This window comes from Nonomuraea sp. NPDC003201 (assembly GCF_053590415.1).
The window spans coordinates 1-22,074 of the sequence record NZ_JBSFTC010000111.1 but is presented as its reverse complement, the minus strand read 5'-3'; the positions used below and the strand labels follow the sequence as shown (position 1 = coordinate 22,074).

Sequence of the window (22,074 nt, the reverse complement as noted above, 5' to 3'; positions counted from 1 at the left end):
TGGCCCCCTCTCGTACCTGCGGTCACATAAGCCTAGTGAGTCCCTCCGGGGTCGCGGCAAAACGGACGTGCCGGTCATGAGGCTCCGCCGGGATGCCGTCGATCAGCTCGCCGTCGTGCAACAGGGCGACCGTCGGGACGTTGGGGCCCACCCTGGCCAGGGCACGATCGTACGAGCCGCCGCCGCGCCCCAGACGTACACCTGTCGCCCTGTCCACCGCCAGGGCCGGGACGATCACGAGGGCGGCGGTGCGGATGGCGTCGACGCCGCGGCGGGTGTCGACCGGCTCCATGATCCCGAAGCGGCCCGGGGTGAGCGAGTCCGGTCCGTCGTACACCGCCCAATCCAGGTCATAGTCCTCAAGCAGGACGGGGAGGATAACGGTGGCTCCATGTTTCCAGAGAGCGAACACGAGCCCGTGCGTATCCGGCTCCGACCCCGTTGACCAGTAGCAGGCCACGAGACCGGCCATCTGGACCCACGGCTGGTCGAGCAGCGTTTCGCGGATCTTGATGGAGTTTGCCCGCTGTTGTTCGGGGGAGAGGGAGGCACGTGCCGAGCTCAGCTCGCGACGCAGGTTCAGCTTGTCCACAGATACCTCCACTAGGGTCTACTCATGGCTGACTTCGACCCTGTGACGAAAGCCGTCGTGCCCGCCGCGGGTCTGGGCACCCGGTTCCTTCCGGCGACCAAGGCGACACCGAAGGAGATGTTGCCCATCGTCGACAAGCCCGCGATCCAGTATGTCGTCGAGGAGGCAGCCTCCGCTGGGCTCCTCGACGTCCTCATGGTCACCGGCAAGAATAAACGCTCCATCGAGGATCACTTCGACCGCGCGTTCGAGCTGGAGGAGGCCCTTGAGGCCAAGGGCGACGAGCACCGGTTGTCCCAGGTACGCGAGCCGGCCTCGCTGGCGACGCTCCACTACGTACGTCAGGGCGAGCCCAAGGGGCTCGGCCACGCGGTGCTCTGCGCCAAGCAGCACGTCGGCGGCCACCCCTTCGCCTGTCTGCTCGGCGACGACCTGATCGACCATCGCGACCCGCTGCTCAAGCGCATGATCGAGGTGCGTGACACGTTCGGGGGGAGCGTGATCGCGCTGATGGAGGTGCCCAAGGAGCAGGTCTCCCTGTACGGCGTCGCGACCATCGAGGCGACCGCCGACGACGACGTCGTACGCGTGACCGACCTGGTGGAGAAGCCGCCGGCCGACGAGGCGCCGTCCAACTGGGCGATCATCGGGCGCTATGTGATCGACCCCGCGGTGTTCGAGGTGCTGGAGAACACGCCGCCGGGGCGCGGGGGCGAGATCCAGCTCACCGACGCGCTGCGCACGCTCGCCGGACGCGGGTCCGGGGACGGCGGGCCCGTGCACGGGGTGCTGTTCAGAGGGCGCAGGTACGACACCGGCGACAAGCTGGACTATTTGCGGACGGTGGTGAAGTTCGCGGCGGGCCGGGAGGACCTGGCACCCGAGTTCGTGCCGTGGCTGCGGGAGTTCCTCGATGAAATCGGTTGACGAGCATCTGGCTGAGATCCTGGCCACTGTTCGTCCGCTGGCGCCGCTGGAGCTGGAGTTGGAGCAGGCGCTGGGGGCGACGCTGGCCGAGGAGGTGGTCTCGCCGGTTCCGCTGCCGCCGTTCGACAACTCGGCCATGGATGGCTATGCCGTGCGGTCTGCCGATATTTCGGATGTTCCGGTTACGTTGCCGGTGACGGACGATGTGGCGGCCGGGTCCGAAGAGCTGCGGGCCGTGGGGCCCGGGCACGCCGTACGGATCATGACGGGTGCTCCCATGCCCGCCGGGGCCGATGCCGTGGTGCCGGTCGAGTGGACGGACGGGGGGACGGTCACCGTACAGATCTCCCGCCCGGTGAGCGCCGGCAACGCGATCCGGCTCGCGGGCGAGGACGTTCAGGCCGGCGAGGTCGTGCTCAAGCCGGGCACGGTGATCGGGCCCTCCCAGCTCGGGATCATCGCCGGGGTGGGGCGGCGGCGGGTCTGGGCGCGGCCCCGGCCCAGGGTCGTCGTCATCTCGACGGGTGCGGAGCTGGTCGAGCCGGGTGGTCCGCTGGCTCCCGGGCAGATCTGGGACTCCAACAGCTTCACGCTGACCGCCGCCGTGCGGGAGGCCGGAGGCGAGGGGTTCCGGGCGGGGTCCGTCGGGGACGATCCGCGCGTACTCCTCGATCGGCTCGACACCCACCTGATGCGGGCCGATGCGATCATCACCAGCGGTGGTGTGTCCATGGGGGCGTACGAGCCGGTCAAGGAGGCTCTGTCACCGCTGGGCACCGTCCGGTTCGAGAAGGTCGCGATGCAGCCGGGGATGCCGCAGGGGTTCGGCGTGCTGGGGGAGGACCAGGTGCCGATCTTCGCGCTGCCCGGCAACCCGGTGTCGTCCTATGTGTCTTTCATGCTGTTCGTACGTCCGGCGCTCGACAAGATGCGCGGGCTCCCCGCGGACATGCCGGAATCGGTGACCGCCCGCCTGACCAGGCCGGTGCGCTCGCCCGCCGGACGGCGGTCGTTCCTGCGCGGCGTGCTGGCTGCGGACGGCACGGTGTCGCCGGTGCACGGGCAGGGCTCGCATCAACTCGCCGCCCTGGCCTCGGCGAACGCGCTGATCGTGGTCGCGGAGGACGTGACCGAGATGCCCGAGGGGGCGACTGTCGAGGTGATCCGGCTGTGAGCGACTCGGGGCTGACCCATGTGGATGAGACCGGGGCCGCTCGCATGGTGGACGTTTCCGCCAAGGACGTGACGGCTCGCACCGCCACGGCGACCGGGCGGGTGCTGCTGTCGGGCGAGGTCGTGGAGCTGCTGCGGTCCGGCGAGGTGCCCAAGGGCGACGCGCTGGGCGTGGCGCGGATCGCGGGGATCATGGGGGCGAAACGGACGCCCGACCTGATCCCGCTCTGCCATCCGATCGCGTTGCACGGGGTGAAGGTCACGCTGGAGGTCGAGGACTGGGGCGTGGCGATCACCTGCCGGGTGAAGACGGCCGACCGCACCGGTGTGGAGATGGAGGCGCTGACGGCGGTCTCCGTGGCCGCGCTGGCGCTGATCGACATGGTCAAGGCGGTCGATCCGGCCGCGGTGATCACCGATGTCCGGGTGGAGGAGAAGCTGGGCGGCAAGACCGGCCGCTGGACCAGGGAGCCGGAATGATCCGCGCACTCGTGATCACGGTGTCGAACCGGGCGTCGGCCGGGATTTATGCGGATAAATCCGGGCCGCTGCTCGTTGACCTGCTGCGCCGCGATGCGGGCTGCGAGGTCGTGGAGGGCCCCTTGGTGGTGCCCGACGGAGAGCCGGTCGAAGGAGCGCTCCGTGACGGGGTGGCGCAGGGGTTCGACGTCATCGTGACCACCGGGGGGACCGGGTTGACGCCCATGGACCTGACCCCGGAGATGACGGCCCGAGTAATTTCTCGGGAAATTCCCGGTATAGCTGAGACCATTCGGCTGGCGAATCGGGAAAAGGTCCCGACCTCGATTCTGTCCAGAGGGCTGGCCGGGCAGGCGGGCGCTACCTTGATCGTTAATTTGCCCGGATCATCGGGTGGCGTACGCGATGGCGTCGCCGTACTCGCGCCGATTCTTCAGCACGCGGTCGATCAGATCCGGGGAGGCGATCACCCGCGCTGATCGCGGTTCCCTGATGCGTGGCGACATCATGCCCGATGGGGGGATGATGAGTGGGTGGATCGACTTCGTGGCTGGCCGGTGACCCTGAACGAAGGTCCGGTAGGCCTCCGGCCGCTGCGGCTGAGCGACGTGCGCGTGTGGCGCGAGACCCGGCTGAGAAACGCCGACTGGCTACGCCCCTGGGAGCCCAGCAATCCCGAGACACCGCTGTTCAGGACCGGGCTCGGCCCGTACGTCTCCATGGTCGGCACCCTGCGCCGCGAGGCTCGGCAGGGCCTGGCGATGCCGTGGGTGATCACGTACGGGGGGCGCTTCGCGGGGCAGTTGACCGTGGGCGCGATCGTGTGGGGCGCCGCCCGTTCCGCCCAGGTCGGCTACTGGATCGACGGCGCGCTCGCCGGGAAGGGGATCACCCCCACCGCCCTCGCCATGGCCGTTGACCATTGCTTCTTCACCACGGGGCTGCATCGGCTGGAAGCGAACATCCGCCCCGAGAATCAAGCCAGCCGACGGGTGGTTGAGAAGCTCGGATTCCGGGAAGAAGGCATTCGGCGGCGCCAACTCCACATCGATGGGGCCTGGCGCGACCACATTTGCTACGCGTTGACCGCTGAGGACATTCCTGGCGGCCTGCTCGTGCAGTGGCGTCGCGCGCGTGAGTCAGCTGCTCACGGGGGGCCTTCCGTCGAAGAGGTTTGACGATCTCGCGACACACCGCACCGAATGCTCGTCAATTAGTGACACGCGGTCTTACGGTGCGTGACGTGAGCACATTGAAGGCGCGACGAGCACACTCGCGTCTTTGTGCTGCCCGGAGGTGCCCATGAGCAGCGCCTTCCTCTATCTGGTCATCGTCGTGATGTGGCTTTGCGTCCTGATCCCGATGTGGCTGCGCAAGGACAAGACGAACCTGGCCGAGCTGGCCGAGCTCGAAGAGCACTACACCGGCGAACACCAGCTTCCCGATCTCGACAACCTGGACCCATCGGACGCGGACGAGGACGACGGGTCGTCTCCTGCCGAGGTCGAGAAGGTCGATGTGCGCCAGTTCCGACTCCGGCGCCGCGCCATCATCGTGGCCCGCCGGCGGCGGCTGCTGTTCTTCACCACGCTGCTGGTGCTGGCCTCTGTCGTGACGGCCGCGGTCAAGATGATCCCGTGGTGGGGTGTGGCTCCCTCGGTCGTCATCATGTTCGCGTACATGGCGTTCCTCCGCATCGCCGTACAAGTCGATAGGGAACGCCGCGAACGAGGCCGTCAGGCGCGCGCTGAGCGCCTGCGGCGCGCACGTGAGCGGCGGCGGGCCGCGGAGGAGGCCGCCCAGGCTGAGGTCATCGATCTCACGACGCTGCAAGCGGACGTTCTGTTCGATCAGTACGCCGAACCGCCCAGGCGGGCGGTGGGCGACTGAAACGTTGGCGCGAGGACCCCTCAGAGTTTGCTAATCTGGTCGAGTCCTTGGGGATGTAGCGCAGTCCGGTAGCGCACTTCGTTCGCATCGAAGGGGTCAGGGGTTCGAATCCCCTCATCTCCACCAGGGGCCGTTCTTGAAATGGCTGGACTGAAGTCGACGGGATCCCGTCTGATCATCGAGATCAGGCGGGATCTCGTCGTTTCAGGGGTTTCCGAATCGGGGTTCGTCCTGGTTTGGGAGCCGCGGAGCGGGTGTCCGGGAAGGCCCGGGTGGTGTCAGGCCGTTGGTGGAGGTCCGAGTGCGGGTCGCTGGGCATGGCGATGCCGACGCCGGGCTGGGTGCTGCGACAAGGTGATTTGAAATGTGCGTTATGGGGTGGGTGGTGGCCTGCTCTGGTCTGCGGGTGGCGTGCCGTCGAAGGGCTCAACTGGAGTCTGCGGGGTGTCGGCGGGTGTGATGGGCTCGTTTTGGAGCTGGTGGGTGTGGCGGGCCACTGGTCGAGGAAGTGGTCGTTGGCGACCGCGACGAGCAGGGCGACCAGGATGGTCTGGGCGACGCGCATCCTCAGAACATGTCGGAGGCTTTGTCGCCAAGGTCGACGTAGGTCCGCGGGCGGGCCGTGCTCGCCTCACTGGAGCATTGGATGGGGACTCGTCATGGACTGTCATCCAACGGGTTCACTGTCCATCTTGGGCATAGTGACCGATGATCCCTTGATGGGTCATACCCTCCTGTTCGAGGTCGAAGGTTTGGATCAGGCTGACATCCCGGCGATCATTGACGCTGGAGATCTACCGTTGTGAAGCCATCCAACGGGGTGCCTGTTCTACCTTCACTGTCATGACATCAACTCCGGCCTCCACCCGCTCGAACAGGCTTGAGGAGCTTGGCGACTTTCTCCGGCAGCGGCGTGACACGCTGACACCGCTCCAGGCGGGCTTGCCGTCCGGAGGGCGGCGCCGCGCTCCGGGGCTGCGCCGCGATGAGGTGGCGGCGCTGGCCCATATGTCCGTCACCTACTACGAGAGGCTGGAGCAGGGGCGCGGCCCGCAGCCGTCGGCGGCGATGCTTGCCGGGCTGACGATGGCACTGCAGCTAAATGACGACGAACGTGACCACCTGTACCGGCTGGCCGGTCAGGCGTCGCCGGTCGCACCGGACTCCGAGGGGTACGTCGACCCCGGGCTGCTGTCGGTCCTGCGTGCGGTCGAGGCGACGACACCGGGCTATATCGCCGACGATCTCGGGACGGTGGTGGCACAGAACACACTGAACCTGGCACTGTTCGGCCGGTTCACCGGCCTGCCTGGCTGGGAGGGCAATCTCGTCTGGCGCTGGTTCACCTCGCCACGATGGCGCTTCGTCCTGGAGCCTGAGGATCAGCATGAGCAGACCGGCCGTGCGTACGTCGCCGATCTGCGCGCGATCGTCGCACAGCGCGAACACGACGAGACCGCCGCGGCCCTGGTCGCCGACCTTCGGACGGCCAGCGCGGAGTTCGTCCAGATGTGGGAGGAGCACCAGGTCTCGGCCCTGCACTGCTCGACCAAGCACGTGGATGATGAGCGCGTGGGCCTCCTGGATCTGGAGTGTGCCGTGGTGACCAGTCCGCTGTCGCGTCAGCGGATGCTGCTGCTGTTCCCGCTGGCCGGAACGGATACCGCGCTCCGGCTTGAAAGGCTTTCCGCATTGGTACGTGGCTGACGGTTTGTGCGGCGGGCCTATCCACGTACTAACTGTGAGTGGTTGGTGAACGCGGACGATCTTAGAGTTTCGCGTGGATCGCAGTGCTTGCCCAACAGTGAGGAAGAACCCATGGAAACCGCAGCCTCCCCCATCGTGCTCGTGCACGGCTTCTGGCATGGAAGCTGGTGCTGGAGCATGGTCATCGAGGAGCTCGCCCGCCGGGGTGTGCCCTCGATCGCCGTCGATCTGGAGGGGCACGGGCTGAAGAACCACTCGCCCCTGGCTCGCTGGGGCCGCCCGTTCGACCCGGCGGCGTACGCTGTCGAACCCTCTCAGCTGGTGGGGGTCACCGCCACTTCCGCCGCGTCAACGCTGATCGCCCAGTTACGGCGAATCGGCGGCGGCCGGCCGTGCGTGCTCGTGACCCACAGCATGGGCGGCATTGTCGCCACCGCCGCCGCCGAGCAGGCACCGGAGCTCATCGCCGAACTCGTGTACGTCGCGGCGTTCGCCCCGGTCAGTGGCCTGCCCACAGTCGCATACCTGGCAAGCCCGGAGAACGCGGGTGAACGAGTGAACGCCCTGCTCGCCGCCGACCCGGCCGCCGTCGGAGCTCTGCGCCTGGACCTCGGCGATGCCACTCGTCGTCGCGACATGCGGGAGGTGTTCTACCACGACGTCGACGAGGTCAGCGCGGCCGCGGCGCTCTCGTTGCTCAGCCCCGATGCCCCGGTGGGAATTCCGGAGGAGACATTCACGGTGAGTACGGCCCGGTACGGCCAGATCCCGCACACATATGTCGTCTGCACCGAAGACCGGGTGGTCCCGCCCGCCTTGCAGCGCCGTTTCGTCACTGAGATCGATGCCGTTTCGTTGCGGCCAACGACGGTCGTGGAGCTCGCGACCTCCCACTCACCGTTCCTATCCGCTCCAGATACGCTGGCCGATGTCCTCGCCTCGGCCCACCGCAACCGCCCCGCGATTACGGCCCGTTAGGGCCGCGACGCACCTGTCTGGTCCCAGATTTAGGTGCCCCTCCCTGCCAACCGGATGTGGCTACCATCGCCCTGCTGGAGAGCGCCCTCGGGCGGCCGCTGTGGCACACCCCCCGGTAAGGCAGATGGTGGCGAGATCGGTGATCGACCATCGCGCGGGGATCAGCCATCGGCAGGGGTGAGACGCATCATCGTCCTCTTTCCGCTCTGCCGGATCTCGGGCAGGGCAGGCGAAATAGGCTCGACGGCCCCCAAGCGCCCGCATCGCGCGTTACGCTCGGAAGCGCGCGAGCCACCGTCAGTTAGAGCTGCAGGGCGCTCACGCAACCCGGGTGCCGCCGAGCTCAACTCTCGGCGGCACTCCCTTGCCGTCGACCCAGAACCACAGGGATGACGACAAACTCATCAATGATCAGTGGCGGCCCCGTTCAACATGGCGCCGTTGAAGTCCTCGGCGATCGAGAACTGACCGCGCTGCTGCTCGACCAGCCACCCTTTGCCGATCAGACGCTTGAGCCGGGTTCGGACGACTTCCACCCGCTTGTGAACATCCGGCTCGCCCAACGCCAGCGCGACCTCCCTGGCGCGCATCGCCCGACCTGCTGAGGCCAACATGATGACGACCTGCCGGTTAACACCGGTCAACGAGGGCCACTCGGCAGGAACAGCGCCGATGCCCTCCACGGAAGGCCCCGCGGAGGGCATCGGTTGAAGGTGAGGAGACTCGGCCGGATCTTGATGATCAGCCTCACCGGTGCCCGGCTTGGGCGAGCCAGGAGCGGTGCGATCGAGCACCTCAGCCGGATCGCACCCGTCACTCACCGCGTTGTCCGCCCGAACCTCCTCCACGAGGTTCCGGCTCGACGCCTCGTTCTTGGCTTGCAACCTGGCCAAGGTGCGCCGGACCGCCGCCAGTTGCTCCAGCCGCTCCTCGACAAGATCTTGCTTGCTTCCAGCCACAACTTCCGCAACCAAGCCACAGCCACATCCGGGTTCACGTCCCGGCCGCCTTGCATCGGATCCCACATCAACGACACACCCGGCACATGCCGGCCGACTCGCCCTTGCCTGTCGGGCGCGTTGTCCGGCAGCATGATCGCCGGACCGAGGAGGTGCAAGTGGCATGGCGCCACTGCGCAGACGCATCACCCTGAACAACCGTGTAACCCCGATCGTGGGTTCGCGGCCTGGGTCACGGCGAGCGCTCTGCGGCTGGACCGATCCCCTCCTTGAAGCGTCGATCTCATCGTATGGCTGGACACTCCGCCGTTCCCTGCACGGCACCAACCCACACAAGGGCTTGCGGCTACTGGCCCTCTTCTTGCGAGACGTCATGCGCTACCCCGGCGGACCGATCGCAACCGACGAGCAACTCGACGCCGGACGCGGCAACTCAGATGCCACGACACGCGACCGGCTCGGCCCGTACCCGGACAAGGTCGTACGCTGCCGCAACAACCGCGACCTCGACCGTCTCCTGTCAGCCCTCGGCTGAGCGTTGACAGATCAAACGACGATGTGTGTACCGAGCAGGACATCCTCGGCGGGATCCGGCTTGTCCTGCCCACGTTCGAGCGCCCGCCGCACTGCAGAGAGAAGATCAGAAAGTGGCACAGCGAGCGCTCCAACGAGCGCAGGAACCGATCACCGCGAGCCCGGGAAGCGATCTTCTAAGCAGCTGCTCCACCCCTGGTCAGCGCTATTCGTGAGAACCCCTGCAGAGGCCGAGCCCCCGCCGGCAGCCGCCTCTGCCACTGTGGGTGATCGGCTCGCGCTTCGCTGAGCCCGGAGGTGGCGAGGGAGGCGCATCATGAGGCGAAGGGCTGGACGCACGATCATAGCCATGAACCCCAGCATTCCGCCGCCGGGACGAAAGAGGTTCACCGTCTCCCAGGCACCTTGATCACACCTGAGCTGACCTTCTTTTTGAGCTCGTCGAGCGCCGGCCAATTCCCTGTGACGCCGACCCCGCCGCTCTTGATCCCGTAGACCACCTTCCCGCGCTTCACCTTCCCTGCGGCGAAGTGCCTGAGGTAATCGAAGACCGCCACATCGGCACGCTTAACCGCAGAAGCGAAAACGACTACCGCCTCCGACTTGGGGACTCTTCTCGCCACATCCACATCTGACCCGATCACGCCGATGCCAGCCTTCACGGCGGCTCGTCGAACACCGGATCCGGAATGGCCCGTGACATCGAATATCACATCGACGCCTCGACCGATCAGCCCTTCGGCGGCGTACTCGCCCTTCTTCGGATCGTTGAAGCCGCTGAAATCGCGCGGTGGGGTGAGATACAGCGTCTCCTGAGCCACGAGCGGGTCAACAGCCCGAACTCCTGCCACGAAACCCGCCTGATAACGCATGACCATCGGGTCCTCGACGCCGCCGAGAAACCCGATGTGCTTCGTAGCCGACTTCCTCGCGGCCATGGCTCCCGCGAGAAAGCCCTGCTCGTTCTCGGCGAACACCAGCTGAGTGACGTTCCTGCCGCTGGTGGACGACTCGTCGTCTACCAGGGCGAACTTGACGCGCGGGAATTCGGCAGCCACCTTCCGAACCGCGGGGCCATAAGCGTATCCGACGGCGACCACGGGGTTGTAGCCCCGTCCGGCGAGCAGCCGCAGCCGCTTGACCTTCGCCGTGTCGCTTTCCCCCGCGGACGCTCCCAGCTGCAAAGGCTTGCCGAACCGTAATGTGCGCACTGCCCTACGAACTCCCGCTGCCGTCCTCTCGTTCAGCCCGTGATCGTGCGTGCCGCCGACATCGTAGGCGATGCCCACTCTGACCGCGGGAGGTGTGATGCCGATCAGCCCGGCGACCATTAGGAGACCTGTACCTGCTGCGAAAATGCTCATGCTGCTTAGATGTCACTTCGACGCGATTGGTTGGCGCCCATGGGCACAGTTTTGATCGCGTGGTCCAATTTCCGCACAGGGGCCTGGCTCCGGCGTCCAACGACAGCGCGAAGACAGCGCGAAGAAAGGTCAGCCCGTTAACATGTGAAGCTCCTGCCGGATCTGATTGACCCGGAAATGCGGCGCGCGCAATCTATTTCCAGCGAATTCACGAGGCGAACACCAATGTCTCCACAGAGGCCGGGGCGGTTCACGACCGTGGGCAGCGTGCCACCCCTCCCGAGCCCCAGTTCGGGAAACGATCACCACCATCCTGGGAAGCGATCTTCACCGGGGCGTCGTCGTCACTGCTCAACCTCACTCGTGAACACCCCACCAGGGGCCGTTCTTGAAACGGCTGGACTGAAGTTGACGGGATCCCGTCTGATCATCGAGATCAGACGGGATCTTGTCGTTTCGAGGGTTTTCGAATCGGGTTCGTCCTGGTTTGGGAGTCGCGGAGTAGGTGTCCGGGGAGGCCCGGGTGGTGTCAGGGCGCTGGTGGAGGTCGGAGTTGGCTGCGGACGGACTCCTCGTCTGCAGCCAGCCGCTCTAGCAGCTATGCTCCGCCCAACGTCATGCCCGACCTCCACGTACTGGCGCCGTACGCAACTCGCAAAACCTGTGATTGCAAAGAGTCTGCGGCTCACGTGAAGCGACATCTCTGCAATCGGTCCTTCCACCACCGACCACAACCCCGCCGGATGGCTCGACAACCCACGCACTGTGCGCTGCCTTGAGGCGATCCCTGGCTGCAGAGCATTGGGCCCTCCGCTCGGGTCCGCGTCACCAGACGCAAAGTAGCTGTGGGTAACCGGAAGTTTGCGGACGGCTTGACATAAGCCATCGCAAACAGGGCGACCTGCGAGAACGTCCCCACCGTCGTTGTCGAGGCGGAGAGCGCTGGACTCATCCCCGAACGCCCGGGCCGAAACCCGACGCCGGGCACCGCAGCCGTCACTCGCTGTGGCCTGCGGAAACGCTCTACTTTGAGGCTGGTGGCACGGACCCGAGCGGCAAGCCCAGATCTTCAGGGGTTGAGGAGGCGGTTGGTCTCGGCCAGCAGCTCGCTCTGGCGGAGGCGGTCGGCGGGGAACGGCATCGCGATGACGCGGTGCACGCCGACCTCGGCGAGTGCGGCCAGTCGTTCGGCGGCCGCGGCGGGTGGGCCGGTGACCAGGCCGCCACGGGCCTCCTCCTCGCTCATCCCGTACTCCATCAGCGACCGGGCCTGAGCGTCGATCACCGACGCGGGCAGGTCGCCGAGACCGACGCTGAGACCGATCGTGACGCGCGGCGCCGGGCGGCCATATTCGGCGGCGAGGCCGGCCAGTTGGCGGGTCTGTTCGGCGATCTCAGCCGGCGTGGAGAACGCCGGATACCATTCGTCGGCGAAACGGGCGGCTCGGCGCAAGGGGCCGGCGCCGATGAGGACGGGCGGCATCGTCGCGCCCGGCGAGAGAGTGATCACCTCGCCGTTCACGTTCGTGGGCTTGCCCTCGACCAGGCTCGGCAGGATCTCCAGAGCGGCGTCGGTGCGCTGCGCGCGTTCGGCGTAGGAGATGCCGACGGCCCGCCAGGCTGCGTCGCCGTGCACGCTGCCGCCCGAGCCGACGCCGAGCAGCACCCGACCGCCGGACAGGTGCTGCAGGCTGGCGATCTGCTTGGCGGCCCAGGCGGTCGGGCGTAGCGCCAAGACCATCACCCCGAAGCCGATCTTGACGCGCTCGGTGACGGCGGCGGCCGTGGCCAGCACTATCGTGCTGTCGAGGAACGGCCGCACCGGGATCAGATGGTCGCCGACCCAGATCGACTCCAGGCCGAGCTCCTCGGCGTGCCGGGCATGCTCGCGCACCCCGGCGGTCTCATCCACGCCGAACGACGGTAGGTTCACGCCGACCTTGAGCATCAGCGCACCTCGAGCAGGGTCTTGCCGACGCTGGCGCGCGACTCGATGGCGGCGTGCGCGGCGGCGGCCCGGTCGAGGGGGAAGCGCTGCCCGATCAGCGGCCGCAGCCGTCCGCTCACGGCCTCGGCGAGGGCGCTCTCGGTGTACTCGCGCATCATCTCCGGGGTGGGCTTCGCCTGGACGAGCGAGACGCCGCGCGCAACAGCGGCCTCCGCCTCGATGCCGGCCCACTCTCCGCTCGCCAGCCCGAAGCTGACCATCCGCCCGCCCTGGCCGAGCAGTTCGAAGGCGGCCCGAGCGATGTCGCCGCCGACCCCGTCGAAAACGACGTCGACGGGGTCGACCTCGTCGGTCCAGCCCGGAGCCGTGTAGTCGACCACCTCGTCGGCGCCCAGGTCGCGGGCCACACCGGTCTTGCGCGAGCCCCCGGCCGCTCCGACGACGGTGGCGCCCGCCGACTTGGCGAGCTGCACGAGGAGCGAGCCCACGCCGCCGGCCGCCGCCTCGACCAGAACCCGTTCCCCGGGCTGTGGTGCGGTCGCCCGGATCATCATGGTCGCGGTACGCCCGTCGGCCAAGACCGCGACCGCGTCGTCCAATTCCAGGCCGTCGGGGACGGCAAAGAGCCCGGAGGCATCCACCGCGACCCGTTCGGCATAACCGCCGGAGCCCCCCGTGGAGGTCACCACCCTACGGCTGACCAGGCCGGAGTCGACGCCCTCGCCGACCGCCGTGACGATGCCCCCGACGCCGTTGCCCGGAATCATCGGCAGCTCCGACTTGAACGGCGACGGGCCACCCGACCGGAACTGGGTCTCCACAAAGGTGATGTTGGCGTAGGCGACGTCGATCAACACCTGCCCCGGCCCCGGGACCGGATCGGGGGCGTCTCCAGGTACGAGCACCTCGGGCCCGCCGAACTCCTTCAACCACACTGCACGCACAACACTCTCCCCTGTTCAGCTGATGTCAGGCCCAGCATGCAACCTCAACCGAACTCGAGGTCAACTCGCGATCACCAGTACGGCTCGGCCGGGTTCCTGTGCCTGGCCGCACTCGTGGTCTTCTTCGTCACCGGTCCGCGCAGACCTCAACCCTGAAACGCCGCTGACGGCGGCCGTGGACCACACCGCCACACCTGGGAAGCGATCGGGGAGCCATCCCGTCGGATTCTCTACGGCGGTTCCGAGGCAGCCCGCTTGGTGATCTTGCGGACTGCCGGCTGGACGTTCGAGGCGTTCAGTGGGGCGCTCGTGCAGAAGACCAGGTGGTGATCTTGGCGGGTGTGGTGTTGCCGGAGTGCCTCAGCGTACGACGTGTCTTGGGATCCCCGGCCCGCAAGGCCAGACGCATACCGCGGACGGGTGATCGGACTTGCCATCGAGGTTGCAGGGCAAGTGTCGTCAAGCCTGCCCGAAGCCGGTGCAGTGTGCGATCGTCGCATCGTCCGCCGCTACCGCGTGATCTGCCTCCGCCTGCCGGACACGGCGAATGATTTCGTCTGGTCCGCTCGACGCCAGGACGGCCATGACCCCTGGCCAGTCGGTGAGCCCGAACCGGTCCACGATGCCGCTGGCGCCATTGCTGAGGAGCGCGGCGCCGACATCGGTCAACTCCGAGATCGGACAACTGCCGGTGATGGCCTCGTCCGCCGCCCGCGGGTCGTCCTTGGCCACCCAGAAGCCGCCCGGTTGGTTCCGGTTCGAGCGTAAGTCGTTGAGGATCCGGTGGTACTCGTCGCTACCTTTGGTGGCGGTCTCCAGCGCGGGCTCGTACGAGCGGCTGATCACGACCTCCCGGGGATCGGAGACGACGAGCGGCGGGCTGTCTGCTTTGTCGAGTACGACGTACGCGTCGCCGAGCACCAGGTACTCGACGAGGCCATTGGACAGGCGCAGGATGGCTACCGCCGCCGACGGGCTTATGCGGTTGGCGACGTCGCAGGTGCTGCGGTGATCGTCCGTCACCTGCTCGATGGCATCAGCGAGCACTGCCGGAAGGTCGCGGTCCTGTGCGAGTGACAGGAGACCGAGGAGACTGCTTCCCAAACGGTTGGCATACCAGGCCACGCCGTGCCGGCAGATCGATTCCGTGCCGGGGATGCCGGCGCCGTCGACCAACACGGCCGCCGTCGGCAAGGCCCCGGTGAAGTCCTCGTTCGCGCGGTCGGCCCGCCCCGCGGCAGCGCTCGCCATGGCCACCCGCATGTCCTACCGCCAATCAAAGCGCCCACCATGACAATCGCCGACCCGCTGAAACGTACACGTCTGCTGCTGGGCCGCGTCCGCCGTGTGACAGACCACGGATTGCGACGCTCTTCTCCGTTTTCCACCATCCCTTGCCGAATGACGAGATGATCACGCGCATGCGCTTACGCCGCCACCGCCTCCCCTCAGGAGCAACCTTGTGACCACGACTCCGATCGACCTCGAGGTCGGCGCCATCATCGATGCCTACCGGACCTGCGAGTTCGCCACTCTCGGGGCTGACGGCACCCCGCTGACCTGGCCCACCGCGGCCTGGCGCCGGGCAGATGGCACGCTGCTCGTCACCACCAGCCTGGCCTTCGCGCAGAAGGCGCTCAACGTCCGCCGGGACGGACGCGTCGCACTGCTCTTCTCCGACCCCACCGGCAGCGGCCGCCCCGACGCGCCCCAGGTCTTCGTCAGCGGAACCGCGACCTGCCCCGATGAGATCCGGACCGCGCCGGACGAGGCGGCTGAGTACTGGCGTACGCTCTTCGAACGGCAGCCGCACAGCCGAAGCTACGTCCGGGCCCCCGGCCGGTGGTTCATGGACTGGTACTACCTGCGGCTCTTCATCACCGTGACGCCCACCGGGGTCGAGGTACGGCCACCGCTCGCCGAGTTGGCCGCCACCGAACAGCCCGCGACACCAGCCACCACGGACCTGCCCGGCGCTGACCTGATCGCCCGCTTCCCGAGCGCGGTCCTCGGCGCCCGGGACGCCTCCGGGGCACCGCTGCTGGTACGCACGCGGCCGAAGGCCACCACAGACGGCTTCACCATCGCGACGGACGCCGCCGATGGCATCGTGCCGGGCAACGCCAGCCTGCTCGTGCACCGGCACGACGAACGACTCAACGCCATGCACAACGCACTGATCCGCGGCGAACTTCACGCCGACGGCGACCAATGGACGATGGTCCCGCGGAAAGTGATCGAGCCGGCCGGATCCGGCCGCATCAGCGACGCGTTCCACACCCTGCGCAACGCCCGCCGCTCCACGCTCCGCTACCTGGAGCGGCGCGGCCTGGCCCGGCCCCGGGTTCGGTGGGACCAGTTCCAGCTGCTCGCCACATCCAGCAAAGACGCATAACGCCGGCTGGGCAGGACGGCAGGGTCACCGGTCCTGCCGTCCGCAGCCCTCACCGGCCGCCGGTGAGGCACCGACGAAACGCCGGATTCAGGTCGGCGCGACGGTGTCGCAGGGCTCGAGTGCCTGCGATGAGGACGACGGCGCCGCGGCGGGTGACCGGCGCGAGAGCAGGTATCCCGTCAGTGCGGCGAGCAGGCCGGCCAGACCGGCCGCCGCGAAGCCGCCCGCCGGCACGGACGCGTCGATCGCCACTCCCACGACCGGGGAGCCGAGCGCGAACCCCGCGCTCGCCGCCGAGGACTGCAGGCCGGTCGCCTCACCTCGTACACCGGCCGGCGTCAGCCGGCTCACCGCGTCGGAGACCGTCGAAAGGGTCGGTGCGGTGAGCAGCCCGGCGCCGATGACGGCCACGCACAGCCAGGCCCAGTCATGGGCAAGTCCGGCCGGAATCGTCATCAGCCCGAGCAGGCCGAGCAGCAGCCAGGTGGGCATCGGCCGGGGCAGCGCTCCGTACACCAGACCGCCCACGACGGACGACACCCCGAGCACGGCGATGACCACGGCCGCCCACGAGACCTGGCCGGCTTCTCGAAGAGTGGCGACGATGGCCAGGTCGACGCCGCTGAGCAGCATCGCGACGCCGAACCCCATCGTCAGAACAGCGACCATGCGCGCTCCCAACCACTCCCGGCGCCGGGGCCGGCCCGCTGCCTCGCCGTTCACCTCGTCCCCGGCTCGCAGCGGCGGGTTGAGCAGGGCGATCCCTGCCCCGCCGGCGACGATCGCGGCGCCCACTCCCCATGCCACCACGCCGGGGGACACCGTCGCCGCGCACAGGATCACCACCGCCGGCCCCACCATGTACGACAGCTCGCCCGCCACCGACTCCAGCGCGAACGCTGCCCGCCGCTGCCCTGCCGTCGTCATCGCGGCGATCGCCTGCCTGGTAACCGATTGGACCGGCACCATCAGCAGACCGGCGGCGAAGGAGGAGCCCAGCAAGATCACGTATGGCAGCACGGGCACGGTCAGCCAGAACACGAGCTGCGGCACAACCGTGGCCAGCAGTACGGTACGCAGTCCCCGCCGGTCGATCATCCGCCCCAGCAGCGGCCCGCCCAGCGCGACACCGGCGGTGAGCGCCGCCACCACGGCTCCGGCCGCCGCGTAACTCATGTCGAGGGCGACGACGACGTACATCGTCAACGCCATCGCGTCCGCCGTGATCGCGGTACGAGCGAGCAGCGAGATGCCAAGCAGTGGCGTCATCCCCGGCACCGCGAGCACCTGGCGAAATCTGGTCACCGTTTTGACGCTAGATCACCCGTTATGACATAGGAAGTCGTGAATTCATTGGACCGGACATAATGAACGCTTATGGCACGTGATCTCGAGACCGCACTGCTGCGATCGTTCGTCACCGCCGTACGAGCGGGCAGCATCAGCCGTGCGGCGGCGGCGCTCGGCCGCACCCAGCCCGCGCTCAGCCAGCAGTTGCGCAAGCTCGAGAGGGATGTCGGCAGCCCGCTGCTGCACCGGGCGCCGTCCGGCGTCTCGCTGACCCGGGCGGGCGAGGAACTGCTGCCCTACGCCGAGCGCATTCTCGCGCTGTCAGCAGAGGCACTCGCCGAAACGGGACGTGCGCTCACCGGGCATTGCGGGGTGGGGCTCCTCGAAGATCTCGCCGCTTCCCGCCTTCCTCAGGCACTCGCCGACCTCGCCCGGCTGCACCCCGGCGCGACACTGGAGGTGCTCAGCCTCTCCAACACGGCGATGCGGGAGGCCTACGACACGGGCCGTGTCCAGCTCGTGCTCGACGAGGCCGCGGTTCTTCCCTGGCCGCCGCGCTGGACGGTGCGTCTGCCGCTGGTCTGGGCGGTCGGGCAAGGTGTCGCCACCGACGCCGATCCGCTGCCGGTGGTGCTGTTCTCGAACGCGTGTGCCTGGCGAACGTCGGTGCTGGAAACGATGGAAGGCGCAGGGCGCCGCTGGCGGGTGGCGTTCGAGAGCAACAGTCTCGCCGGAGTACTCGCGGCGCTACGGGCCGGGCTCGGAGTCGCGGCGCTCCTGCCCGCCAACCTCGAGCCGGCCATGGCCTGCCACGACGCGGCGGCGTTGCCTGCTCTGCCGGACGTCGAACTCGGCCTTGCCCGCCACGCCGGCACCGAAGGTGATGCGCTCATCGACGCTGTGGAGACCGCCCTGCGGCGGATGCTCTGAGCCGCACGCCTGACCCGGCCTGTCCCGCTGGCCGCCGGATCAGGGACCGCATCGAGGTGGTTCCGTCACCGCTGGACGTCCGACACGCCGCACCCGGAGGGCGACTCGCCTTCCGCCCGGTCGGGGACGACGAGGAAGTCGTCGTACTCGCAAGGCCCGAACGGCTTCGTGATCTTCTGGGCCCGGCCTTTGACGTGTCCAGCGGGGTGCCGACGCTCGTGCGGAACACCGGGTCGCTCACGCCGCCCAGGGCCCCAGTACGGACAGCCGACGCGGCTACACGTCCGCCTTCCTACCAAGGAAGGGGGTAGATCGACGAAGGGAGCATCGCCGGTGCGTCGAGTCCGCTCACACCTACCGGCCGGTACGGGGCAGCGAGGTCGCGTGGCTGTACGGAGTGGCGAGCGACACGCTCTCGGCCGAGCGGCGCAGGTCGTTGCGGGAGTCCCAGCCGACCGACCGCGTGAGCAGGCGACGGCCGCTGGACAGCGATGACATCGCCCGGCTGGAGGCCCGCGCGGGCATGCCCAGCGGCGGCGACAGCGGCCCGGCCTGCGAGCAGGTCGGGCGCCCGGGTACGAGGATCGTCCCCCGGCCGGGCCACGCGGGTGAGGTCTTCCGTCCTGGGGAACGCAGTACGACCGAAGATCGCGGCTCCTCAGCCCCACAGCCAGTCGGTCAGGAGATCCGCGAAGGCACTCTCCTCCCGTGAGCCCCGCAGCGGACGGGTCTCCTTGTGGAACCGCAGGGTCACACCGGCGACGGGCAGAGGTGGCTGGTCGGGGACGACCATCGACGTCCCGGCGGGCAGGTCGAAACGCCGGGACCCCCAAGAGGCCCCCTCCTCCTGCCAGGCCAGCACGGCGCACAGCCCCGCGAACGAGGCGATCGGGCTCTGCTGGGCGTCGCGGAAGACCGCGCCGTCACTGCCGTCGTGTACGGCTCTCCACTGCTGCTCGCTGAGGGTGGGAGCGTTCGGCGGCTGCGTGAACTCCTGGTGGGACAGGATGGCCATGTCGTAGCCCCAGGAGTCCTCACCCGTGGGATGAACGCTCAGAATCCGCAGGTTACGCAGGTAGGCGGCCTTGACGGCTTCCTCGGTCGGCGTGCGGCGCGAGCACAAGAACGCTGCGGGCCGCCCTTCCCAAGCGGCGGTCGTTCCCACCTGGGCGGCAAGGTCCGCCACGCGCGCGACGTCGTCGACGGTGACCGACGCATCGAGCGACCCCGCGTCGATGAGCGCCACCACCTCCAGCTCGGCGTCGACGGCGCGGGCCACCAGCGTGGACCCGCCCGCCGGCGTCTGGAACTGCCAGATGTCGTCCTCTTCGGACATCGCTCGGGCAACGGCGTCGAGAAACCGCCGGTGATCGGCGGGCTCAGCTCGCGTCATGGCCGATGATCATACGGCCTGCGAACGCGGCGCCGACCAAGGCATGGGTGAGATGTCAGCGCGCCTCAGGGGCCGATCAGGGAGATGCCGGATGGGCGAGGCGCATGCGTTCCGGCACGCTGCTGATCATGATCGACCATGCGGTCCACCTTGAGGAAGTGACCAGGACATATGGGAAAGGCGCCACCGAAGTGGTCGCGCTCCGGCAGGTCAGCATCGGATTCCCGCGCGGCAGTTTCACCGCGGTGATGGGCCCGTCGGGGTCGGGCAAGAGCACGCTGCTGCAGTGCGCGTCGGGGTTGGACCGGCCGGATTCGGGGGCGGTTCGCATCGCCGGGCAGGACATCACCCGCTTCGGGGAGAACGAACTGGCGGTGCTGCGCCGCGACCGGGTGGGCGTCGTCTTCCAGGCGTTCAACCTGGTGCCGTCGCTGACCGCCTGGCAGAACGTGGTCCTGCCCAGCCGGCTGGCCCGGCGGCGGCCCGACCCGTCACGCGTGCGCGAGCTGCTGCACCGGGTCGGGCTGGCCGGGCGGGAGGGGCATCGCCCGTCGCAGTTGTCCGGTGGCCAGCAGCAGCGGGTGGCGATCGCGCGTGCCCTGCTCGGCAGGCCGGAAGTGCTGTTCGCCGACGAGCCGACGGGGGCGCTGGACCGACGTACCGGGCACGAGGTGCTGGCACTGCTGCGGGAGGCGGTCGACGCGTTCGGCCAGACGGTGGTCATGGTCACGCACGATCCGGAGGCGGCGGCCCGGGCGGACAGCGTGCTGTTCCTGACCGACGGGCGGATCGTCGAAGTTCTGGACAGGCCCTCGGCCGACCAGATCGGCCTGCGGCTGGGCGGCCGCCGGTGACACTCGTCCTGGCCTGGAACAACGTACGGACCAATCGGATGGGCTTCGCCGCCTCGTTCGCGGCGGTGGTCCTGGCCGTGATGCTGATCGGCGGGAGCGGCCTGGTGGTCGTCGGCGCGGGCGCACATGACGAGTCGAACGGCGTCATGGGGTTGCTGGTGCTGTCGGCCGTGGTGTCGGGATTCGTGTCGATCTTCGTGGTCGCGGGCACGCTGAGCCTGCACGTGCTGCGGCAGCGCAGGACCTGGGCGTTGCTGCGGTCGGTCGGCATGAGGCCGCGGCAGGTGAGCCGGCTCATCACGGCGGAGGCGCTGGTGGTGGCCGTGCTGGCGGGCGTGGCGGGCTGCGTGCTGGCCGTCCCGTACGCCGTGCTGATGGCGGCGTTCATGCGTATGACCGGGTTGGCGCCGGGAGGCGTTCCGGTGGAGGTCACGACGGGGCCGTTCGTCGTGGCGCTGGTGGTCGGGCTGGCGGTGACGCTGCTGGCGGCCCGGGTCGCGGCGCGCAAGGCGGTGCGTGTGGGGCCGCTGGAGGTGCTGCGGGACAGCGCGGCGCAGCGGCGGCTGCTGCCCTGGTCCAGGGCGGTCGTCGGAGCGGCGGCGCTGGCCGGCGGCGGCGTGCTGCTGTGGCTCGTGCCACAGGTCGCGTCGAAGAACGCGCCGCCGACTGCGCTGGGGGCGACGATGACGCTCTGCGTGGGTGCGTCCGCGCTGGGCCCCGTCGCGGTGCGGGGGATGGGATGGCTGCTCGGAGCCCTGGCGGCCCGGCTCGATCCGGGTGCCGGGATGCTGGCCAGGTCCTCGCTGGTCGCTCAGCCGCGCCGGGCGATGGCGGCGGCGTCGCCGGTGATGTTGACCGTGGCGCTGGCGTGCACCTTCCTGTTCGCCGTGGCGACCACCGATGCGGTGGCGGGGGTGACCCGTACCGGGCCGTCGGCGTGGGCGGCCCCGGTGCTGGTGGGATCGGCGGTGGCTTACACGGTGATCTCGGTGCTCAACGCGACGGCCATGACGATGGCCGAGCGGACCGAAGAGATCCGGCTGCTGCGCACGGTGGGGACCAAGCCGCGGCAGCTCGCGAGAGCGGTGTGCTGGGAGACGTTGATCGTGACGTGCATCGGTACGCTGCTCGGAACGGGCATCGCCGCCGCTTCGCTCACCATGCTCGGCAAGGCCGCGACCGGCGAGCCGTGGTTCGCCTACTCTCTGCCGCAGTACGCCGGGCTGGTGCTGGTCTGCGCGGTGAGCGGCCTGGTCGGAGGACTGGCCGCCACGCGGCGAGTACGGCGCCGGGCCCTTCTGCCCGATTGAGGCAGGGAGGAAGCGGTTTTCACCGTACGGGCGTGCCCGCGGGGAACTCCTCGATGCCGAGCACCAGCAGCAGCTCCAGCCGCTCGCGGGACTCGGCGTCCGCCGGGGTGAGCACCAGCAATTCCTGACCCTGATCGGGGGTGACCAGGGTCTCGCAGTCCATCACCAGGCGGCCCACCCGCGGGTGCAGCAGGGTTTTGCGGTCGCCGCGCCGTACGGCCACCTCGTGCTCCGCCCATAGCCGGCGGAAGTCGGCGCTCGCGGCCTGCAGCCGGTCGACGAGCCCGGCGACCACGGGGTCGCCGGAGCGGGGGGGGGGCCGCCCCCCCCGCGGGGCCGCCCAAGGAGGCGCCCCCGTCGCAACAGCAAAAGAAAGAACAACAAACAACTAAACACCAAAATTTGT

At 68.6% G+C, this 22,074-nt stretch carries 23 protein-coding genes and 1 tRNA gene; 14 read left to right on the top strand and 10 right to left on the bottom strand.

The window, feature by feature from the left end; translation table 11 throughout:
- Nucleotides 1-22 precede the first annotated feature (22 nt).
- Nucleotides 23-592 carry a 5-formyltetrahydrofolate cyclo-ligase gene (locus tag ACWDX9_RS31770; protein WP_449960248.1) on the bottom strand — a complete coding sequence of 190 codons (570 nt, stop codon included), beginning with the start codon at nt 590-592 and terminating at the stop codon, nt 23-25.
- 24 nt (nt 593-616) lie between these two features.
- Between ACWDX9_RS31770 and galU the strand changes: the two genes are divergently transcribed.
- From galU to ACWDX9_RS31725, 9 genes are all read left to right on the top strand, one after another.
- Complete coding sequence (galU, locus tag ACWDX9_RS31765; RefSeq protein WP_449960246.1) at nt 617-1,519, top strand: UTP--glucose-1-phosphate uridylyltransferase GalU; 903 nt, start codon at nt 617-619, stop codon at nt 1,517-1,519.
- The gene (glp, locus tag ACWDX9_RS31760; RefSeq protein ID WP_449960244.1) at nt 1,506-2,693 is read left to right on the top strand and encodes a molybdotransferase-like divisome protein Glp; all 1,188 of its coding nucleotides are present in this window, start codon (nt 1,506-1,508) and stop codon (nt 2,691-2,693) included. The genes galU and glp overlap by 14 nt, the downstream gene beginning before the upstream one ends.
- Entirely contained in the window at nt 2,690-3,172 is a 483-nt protein-coding gene (gene moaC / locus ACWDX9_RS31755) for a cyclic pyranopterin monophosphate synthase MoaC (RefSeq protein ID WP_449960242.1), read from the top strand. The genes glp and moaC overlap by 4 nt, the downstream gene beginning before the upstream one ends.
- Nucleotides 3,169-3,651: a MogA/MoaB family molybdenum cofactor biosynthesis protein gene (locus ACWDX9_RS31750; protein WP_364242635.1), complete on the top strand. Its 483-nt coding sequence runs from the start codon at nt 3,169-3,171 to the stop codon at nt 3,649-3,651. The genes moaC and ACWDX9_RS31750 overlap by 4 nt, the downstream gene beginning before the upstream one ends.
- Nucleotides 3,652-3,705: 54 nt before the next feature.
- Complete coding sequence (locus tag ACWDX9_RS31745) at nt 3,706-4,350, top strand: GNAT family N-acetyltransferase (protein ID WP_192788162.1); 645 nt, start codon at nt 3,706-3,708, stop codon at nt 4,348-4,350.
- A gap of 124 nt (nt 4,351-4,474) precedes the next feature.
- Nucleotides 4,475-5,062, top strand: a complete 588-nt coding sequence (sepX, locus tag ACWDX9_RS31740) for a divisome protein SepX/GlpR (RefSeq protein ID WP_449960240.1) — start codon at nt 4,475-4,477, stop codon at nt 5,060-5,062.
- A gap of 49 nt (nt 5,063-5,111) precedes the next feature.
- Nucleotides 5,112-5,188: transfer RNA gene (locus ACWDX9_RS31735), tRNA-Ala, on the top strand.
- Between the two features lie 717 nt (nt 5,189-5,905).
- On the top strand, nt 5,906-6,769 hold the full coding sequence (locus ACWDX9_RS31730; protein ID WP_449960238.1) for a helix-turn-helix transcriptional regulator: 864 nt from the start codon (nt 5,906-5,908) through the stop codon (nt 6,767-6,769).
- Between the two features lie 111 nt (nt 6,770-6,880).
- The gene (locus tag ACWDX9_RS31725; RefSeq protein WP_449960236.1) at nt 6,881-7,747 is read left to right on the top strand and encodes an alpha/beta fold hydrolase; all 867 of its coding nucleotides are present in this window, start codon (nt 6,881-6,883) and stop codon (nt 7,745-7,747) included.
- A 404-nt stretch (nt 7,748-8,151) separates the two neighbouring features.
- Here ACWDX9_RS31725 and ACWDX9_RS31720 read toward each other — a convergent pair whose 3' ends face one another.
- Nucleotides 8,152-8,706, bottom strand: coding sequence for a hypothetical protein (locus ACWDX9_RS31720; RefSeq protein ID WP_449960234.1), 555 nt, complete (start codon nt 8,704-8,706; stop codon nt 8,152-8,154).
- A gap of 373 nt (nt 8,707-9,079) precedes the next feature.
- Between ACWDX9_RS31720 and ACWDX9_RS31715 the strand changes: the two genes are divergently transcribed.
- A complete protein-coding gene (locus ACWDX9_RS31715; protein WP_449960232.1) occupies nt 9,080-9,241 on the top strand; it encodes a hypothetical protein in 162 nt (53 codons plus the stop codon).
- 385 nt (nt 9,242-9,626) lie between these two features.
- Here the strand turns inward: ACWDX9_RS31715 and ACWDX9_RS31710 are convergent, their stop codons facing one another.
- The 4 genes from ACWDX9_RS31710 to ACWDX9_RS31695 form a co-directional block, all read right to left on the bottom strand.
- Nucleotides 9,627-10,604 carry a BMP family lipoprotein gene (locus ACWDX9_RS31710; RefSeq protein WP_449960230.1) on the bottom strand — a complete coding sequence of 326 codons (978 nt, stop codon included), beginning with the start codon at nt 10,602-10,604 and terminating at the stop codon, nt 9,627-9,629.
- 1,069 nt (nt 10,605-11,673) lie between these two features.
- Nucleotides 11,674-12,552, bottom strand: a complete 879-nt coding sequence (locus tag ACWDX9_RS31705; protein WP_449960228.1) for an LLM class flavin-dependent oxidoreductase — start codon at nt 12,550-12,552, stop codon at nt 11,674-11,676.
- Nucleotides 12,552-13,496 carry a zinc-binding dehydrogenase gene (locus tag ACWDX9_RS31700; protein ID WP_449960226.1) on the bottom strand — a complete coding sequence of 315 codons (945 nt, stop codon included), beginning with the start codon at nt 13,494-13,496 and terminating at the stop codon, nt 12,552-12,554. The genes ACWDX9_RS31705 and ACWDX9_RS31700 overlap by 1 nt, the downstream gene beginning before the upstream one ends.
- 459 nt (nt 13,497-13,955) lie before the next feature.
- The gene (locus tag ACWDX9_RS31695) at nt 13,956-14,753 is read right to left on the bottom strand and encodes an integrase (RefSeq protein ID WP_449960224.1); all 798 of its coding nucleotides are present in this window, start codon (nt 14,751-14,753) and stop codon (nt 13,956-13,958) included.
- Between the two features lie 205 nt (nt 14,754-14,958).
- Between ACWDX9_RS31695 and ACWDX9_RS31690 the strand changes: the two genes are divergently transcribed.
- On the top strand, nt 14,959-15,891 hold the full coding sequence (locus tag ACWDX9_RS31690) for a pyridoxamine 5'-phosphate oxidase family protein (RefSeq protein WP_449960222.1): 933 nt from the start codon (nt 14,959-14,961) through the stop codon (nt 15,889-15,891).
- 87 nt (nt 15,892-15,978) lie between these two features.
- On the opposite strand, the gene ACWDX9_RS31685 is transcribed toward ACWDX9_RS31690, so the two are convergent.
- Entirely contained in the window at nt 15,979-17,196 is a 1,218-nt protein-coding gene (locus ACWDX9_RS31685) for an MFS transporter (protein ID WP_449960220.1), read from the bottom strand.
- 72 nt (nt 17,197-17,268) lie between these two features.
- Between ACWDX9_RS31685 and ACWDX9_RS31680 the strand changes: the two genes are divergently transcribed.
- The gene (locus ACWDX9_RS31680) at nt 17,269-18,111 is read left to right on the top strand and encodes a LysR family transcriptional regulator (RefSeq protein WP_449960218.1); all 843 of its coding nucleotides are present in this window, start codon (nt 17,269-17,271) and stop codon (nt 18,109-18,111) included.
- A 354-nt stretch (nt 18,112-18,465) separates the two neighbouring features.
- On the opposite strand, the gene ACWDX9_RS31675 is transcribed toward ACWDX9_RS31680, so the two are convergent.
- Nucleotides 18,466-18,609 (bottom strand): hypothetical protein, encoded by a 144-nt coding sequence (locus tag ACWDX9_RS31675; RefSeq protein ID WP_449960216.1) that lies wholly within the window; start codon nt 18,607-18,609, stop codon nt 18,466-18,468.
- A 160-nt stretch (nt 18,610-18,769) separates the two neighbouring features.
- The gene (locus tag ACWDX9_RS31670) at nt 18,770-19,504 is read right to left on the bottom strand and encodes a hypothetical protein (RefSeq protein WP_449960214.1); all 735 of its coding nucleotides are present in this window, start codon (nt 19,502-19,504) and stop codon (nt 18,770-18,772) included.
- A gap of 104 nt (nt 19,505-19,608) precedes the next feature.
- Here ACWDX9_RS31670 and ACWDX9_RS31665 point away from each other — a divergent pair, with 104 nt between their 5' ends.
- Nucleotides 19,609-20,358, top strand: a complete 750-nt coding sequence (locus ACWDX9_RS31665; RefSeq protein WP_449960212.1) for an ABC transporter ATP-binding protein — start codon at nt 19,609-19,611, stop codon at nt 20,356-20,358.
- Entirely contained in the window at nt 20,355-21,668 is a 1,314-nt protein-coding gene (locus ACWDX9_RS31660) for an FtsX-like permease family protein (protein ID WP_449960210.1), read from the top strand. Before ACWDX9_RS31665 ends, ACWDX9_RS31660 begins: the two co-directional genes overlap by 4 nt.
- Nucleotides 21,669-21,687: 19 nt before the next feature.
- On the opposite strand, the gene ACWDX9_RS31655 is transcribed toward ACWDX9_RS31660, so the two are convergent.
- The gene (locus tag ACWDX9_RS31655) at nt 21,688-21,963 is read right to left on the bottom strand and encodes an MmyB family transcriptional regulator (protein ID WP_449960208.1); all 276 of its coding nucleotides are present in this window, start codon (nt 21,961-21,963) and stop codon (nt 21,688-21,690) included.
- Nucleotides 21,964-22,074 lie beyond the last annotated feature (111 nt).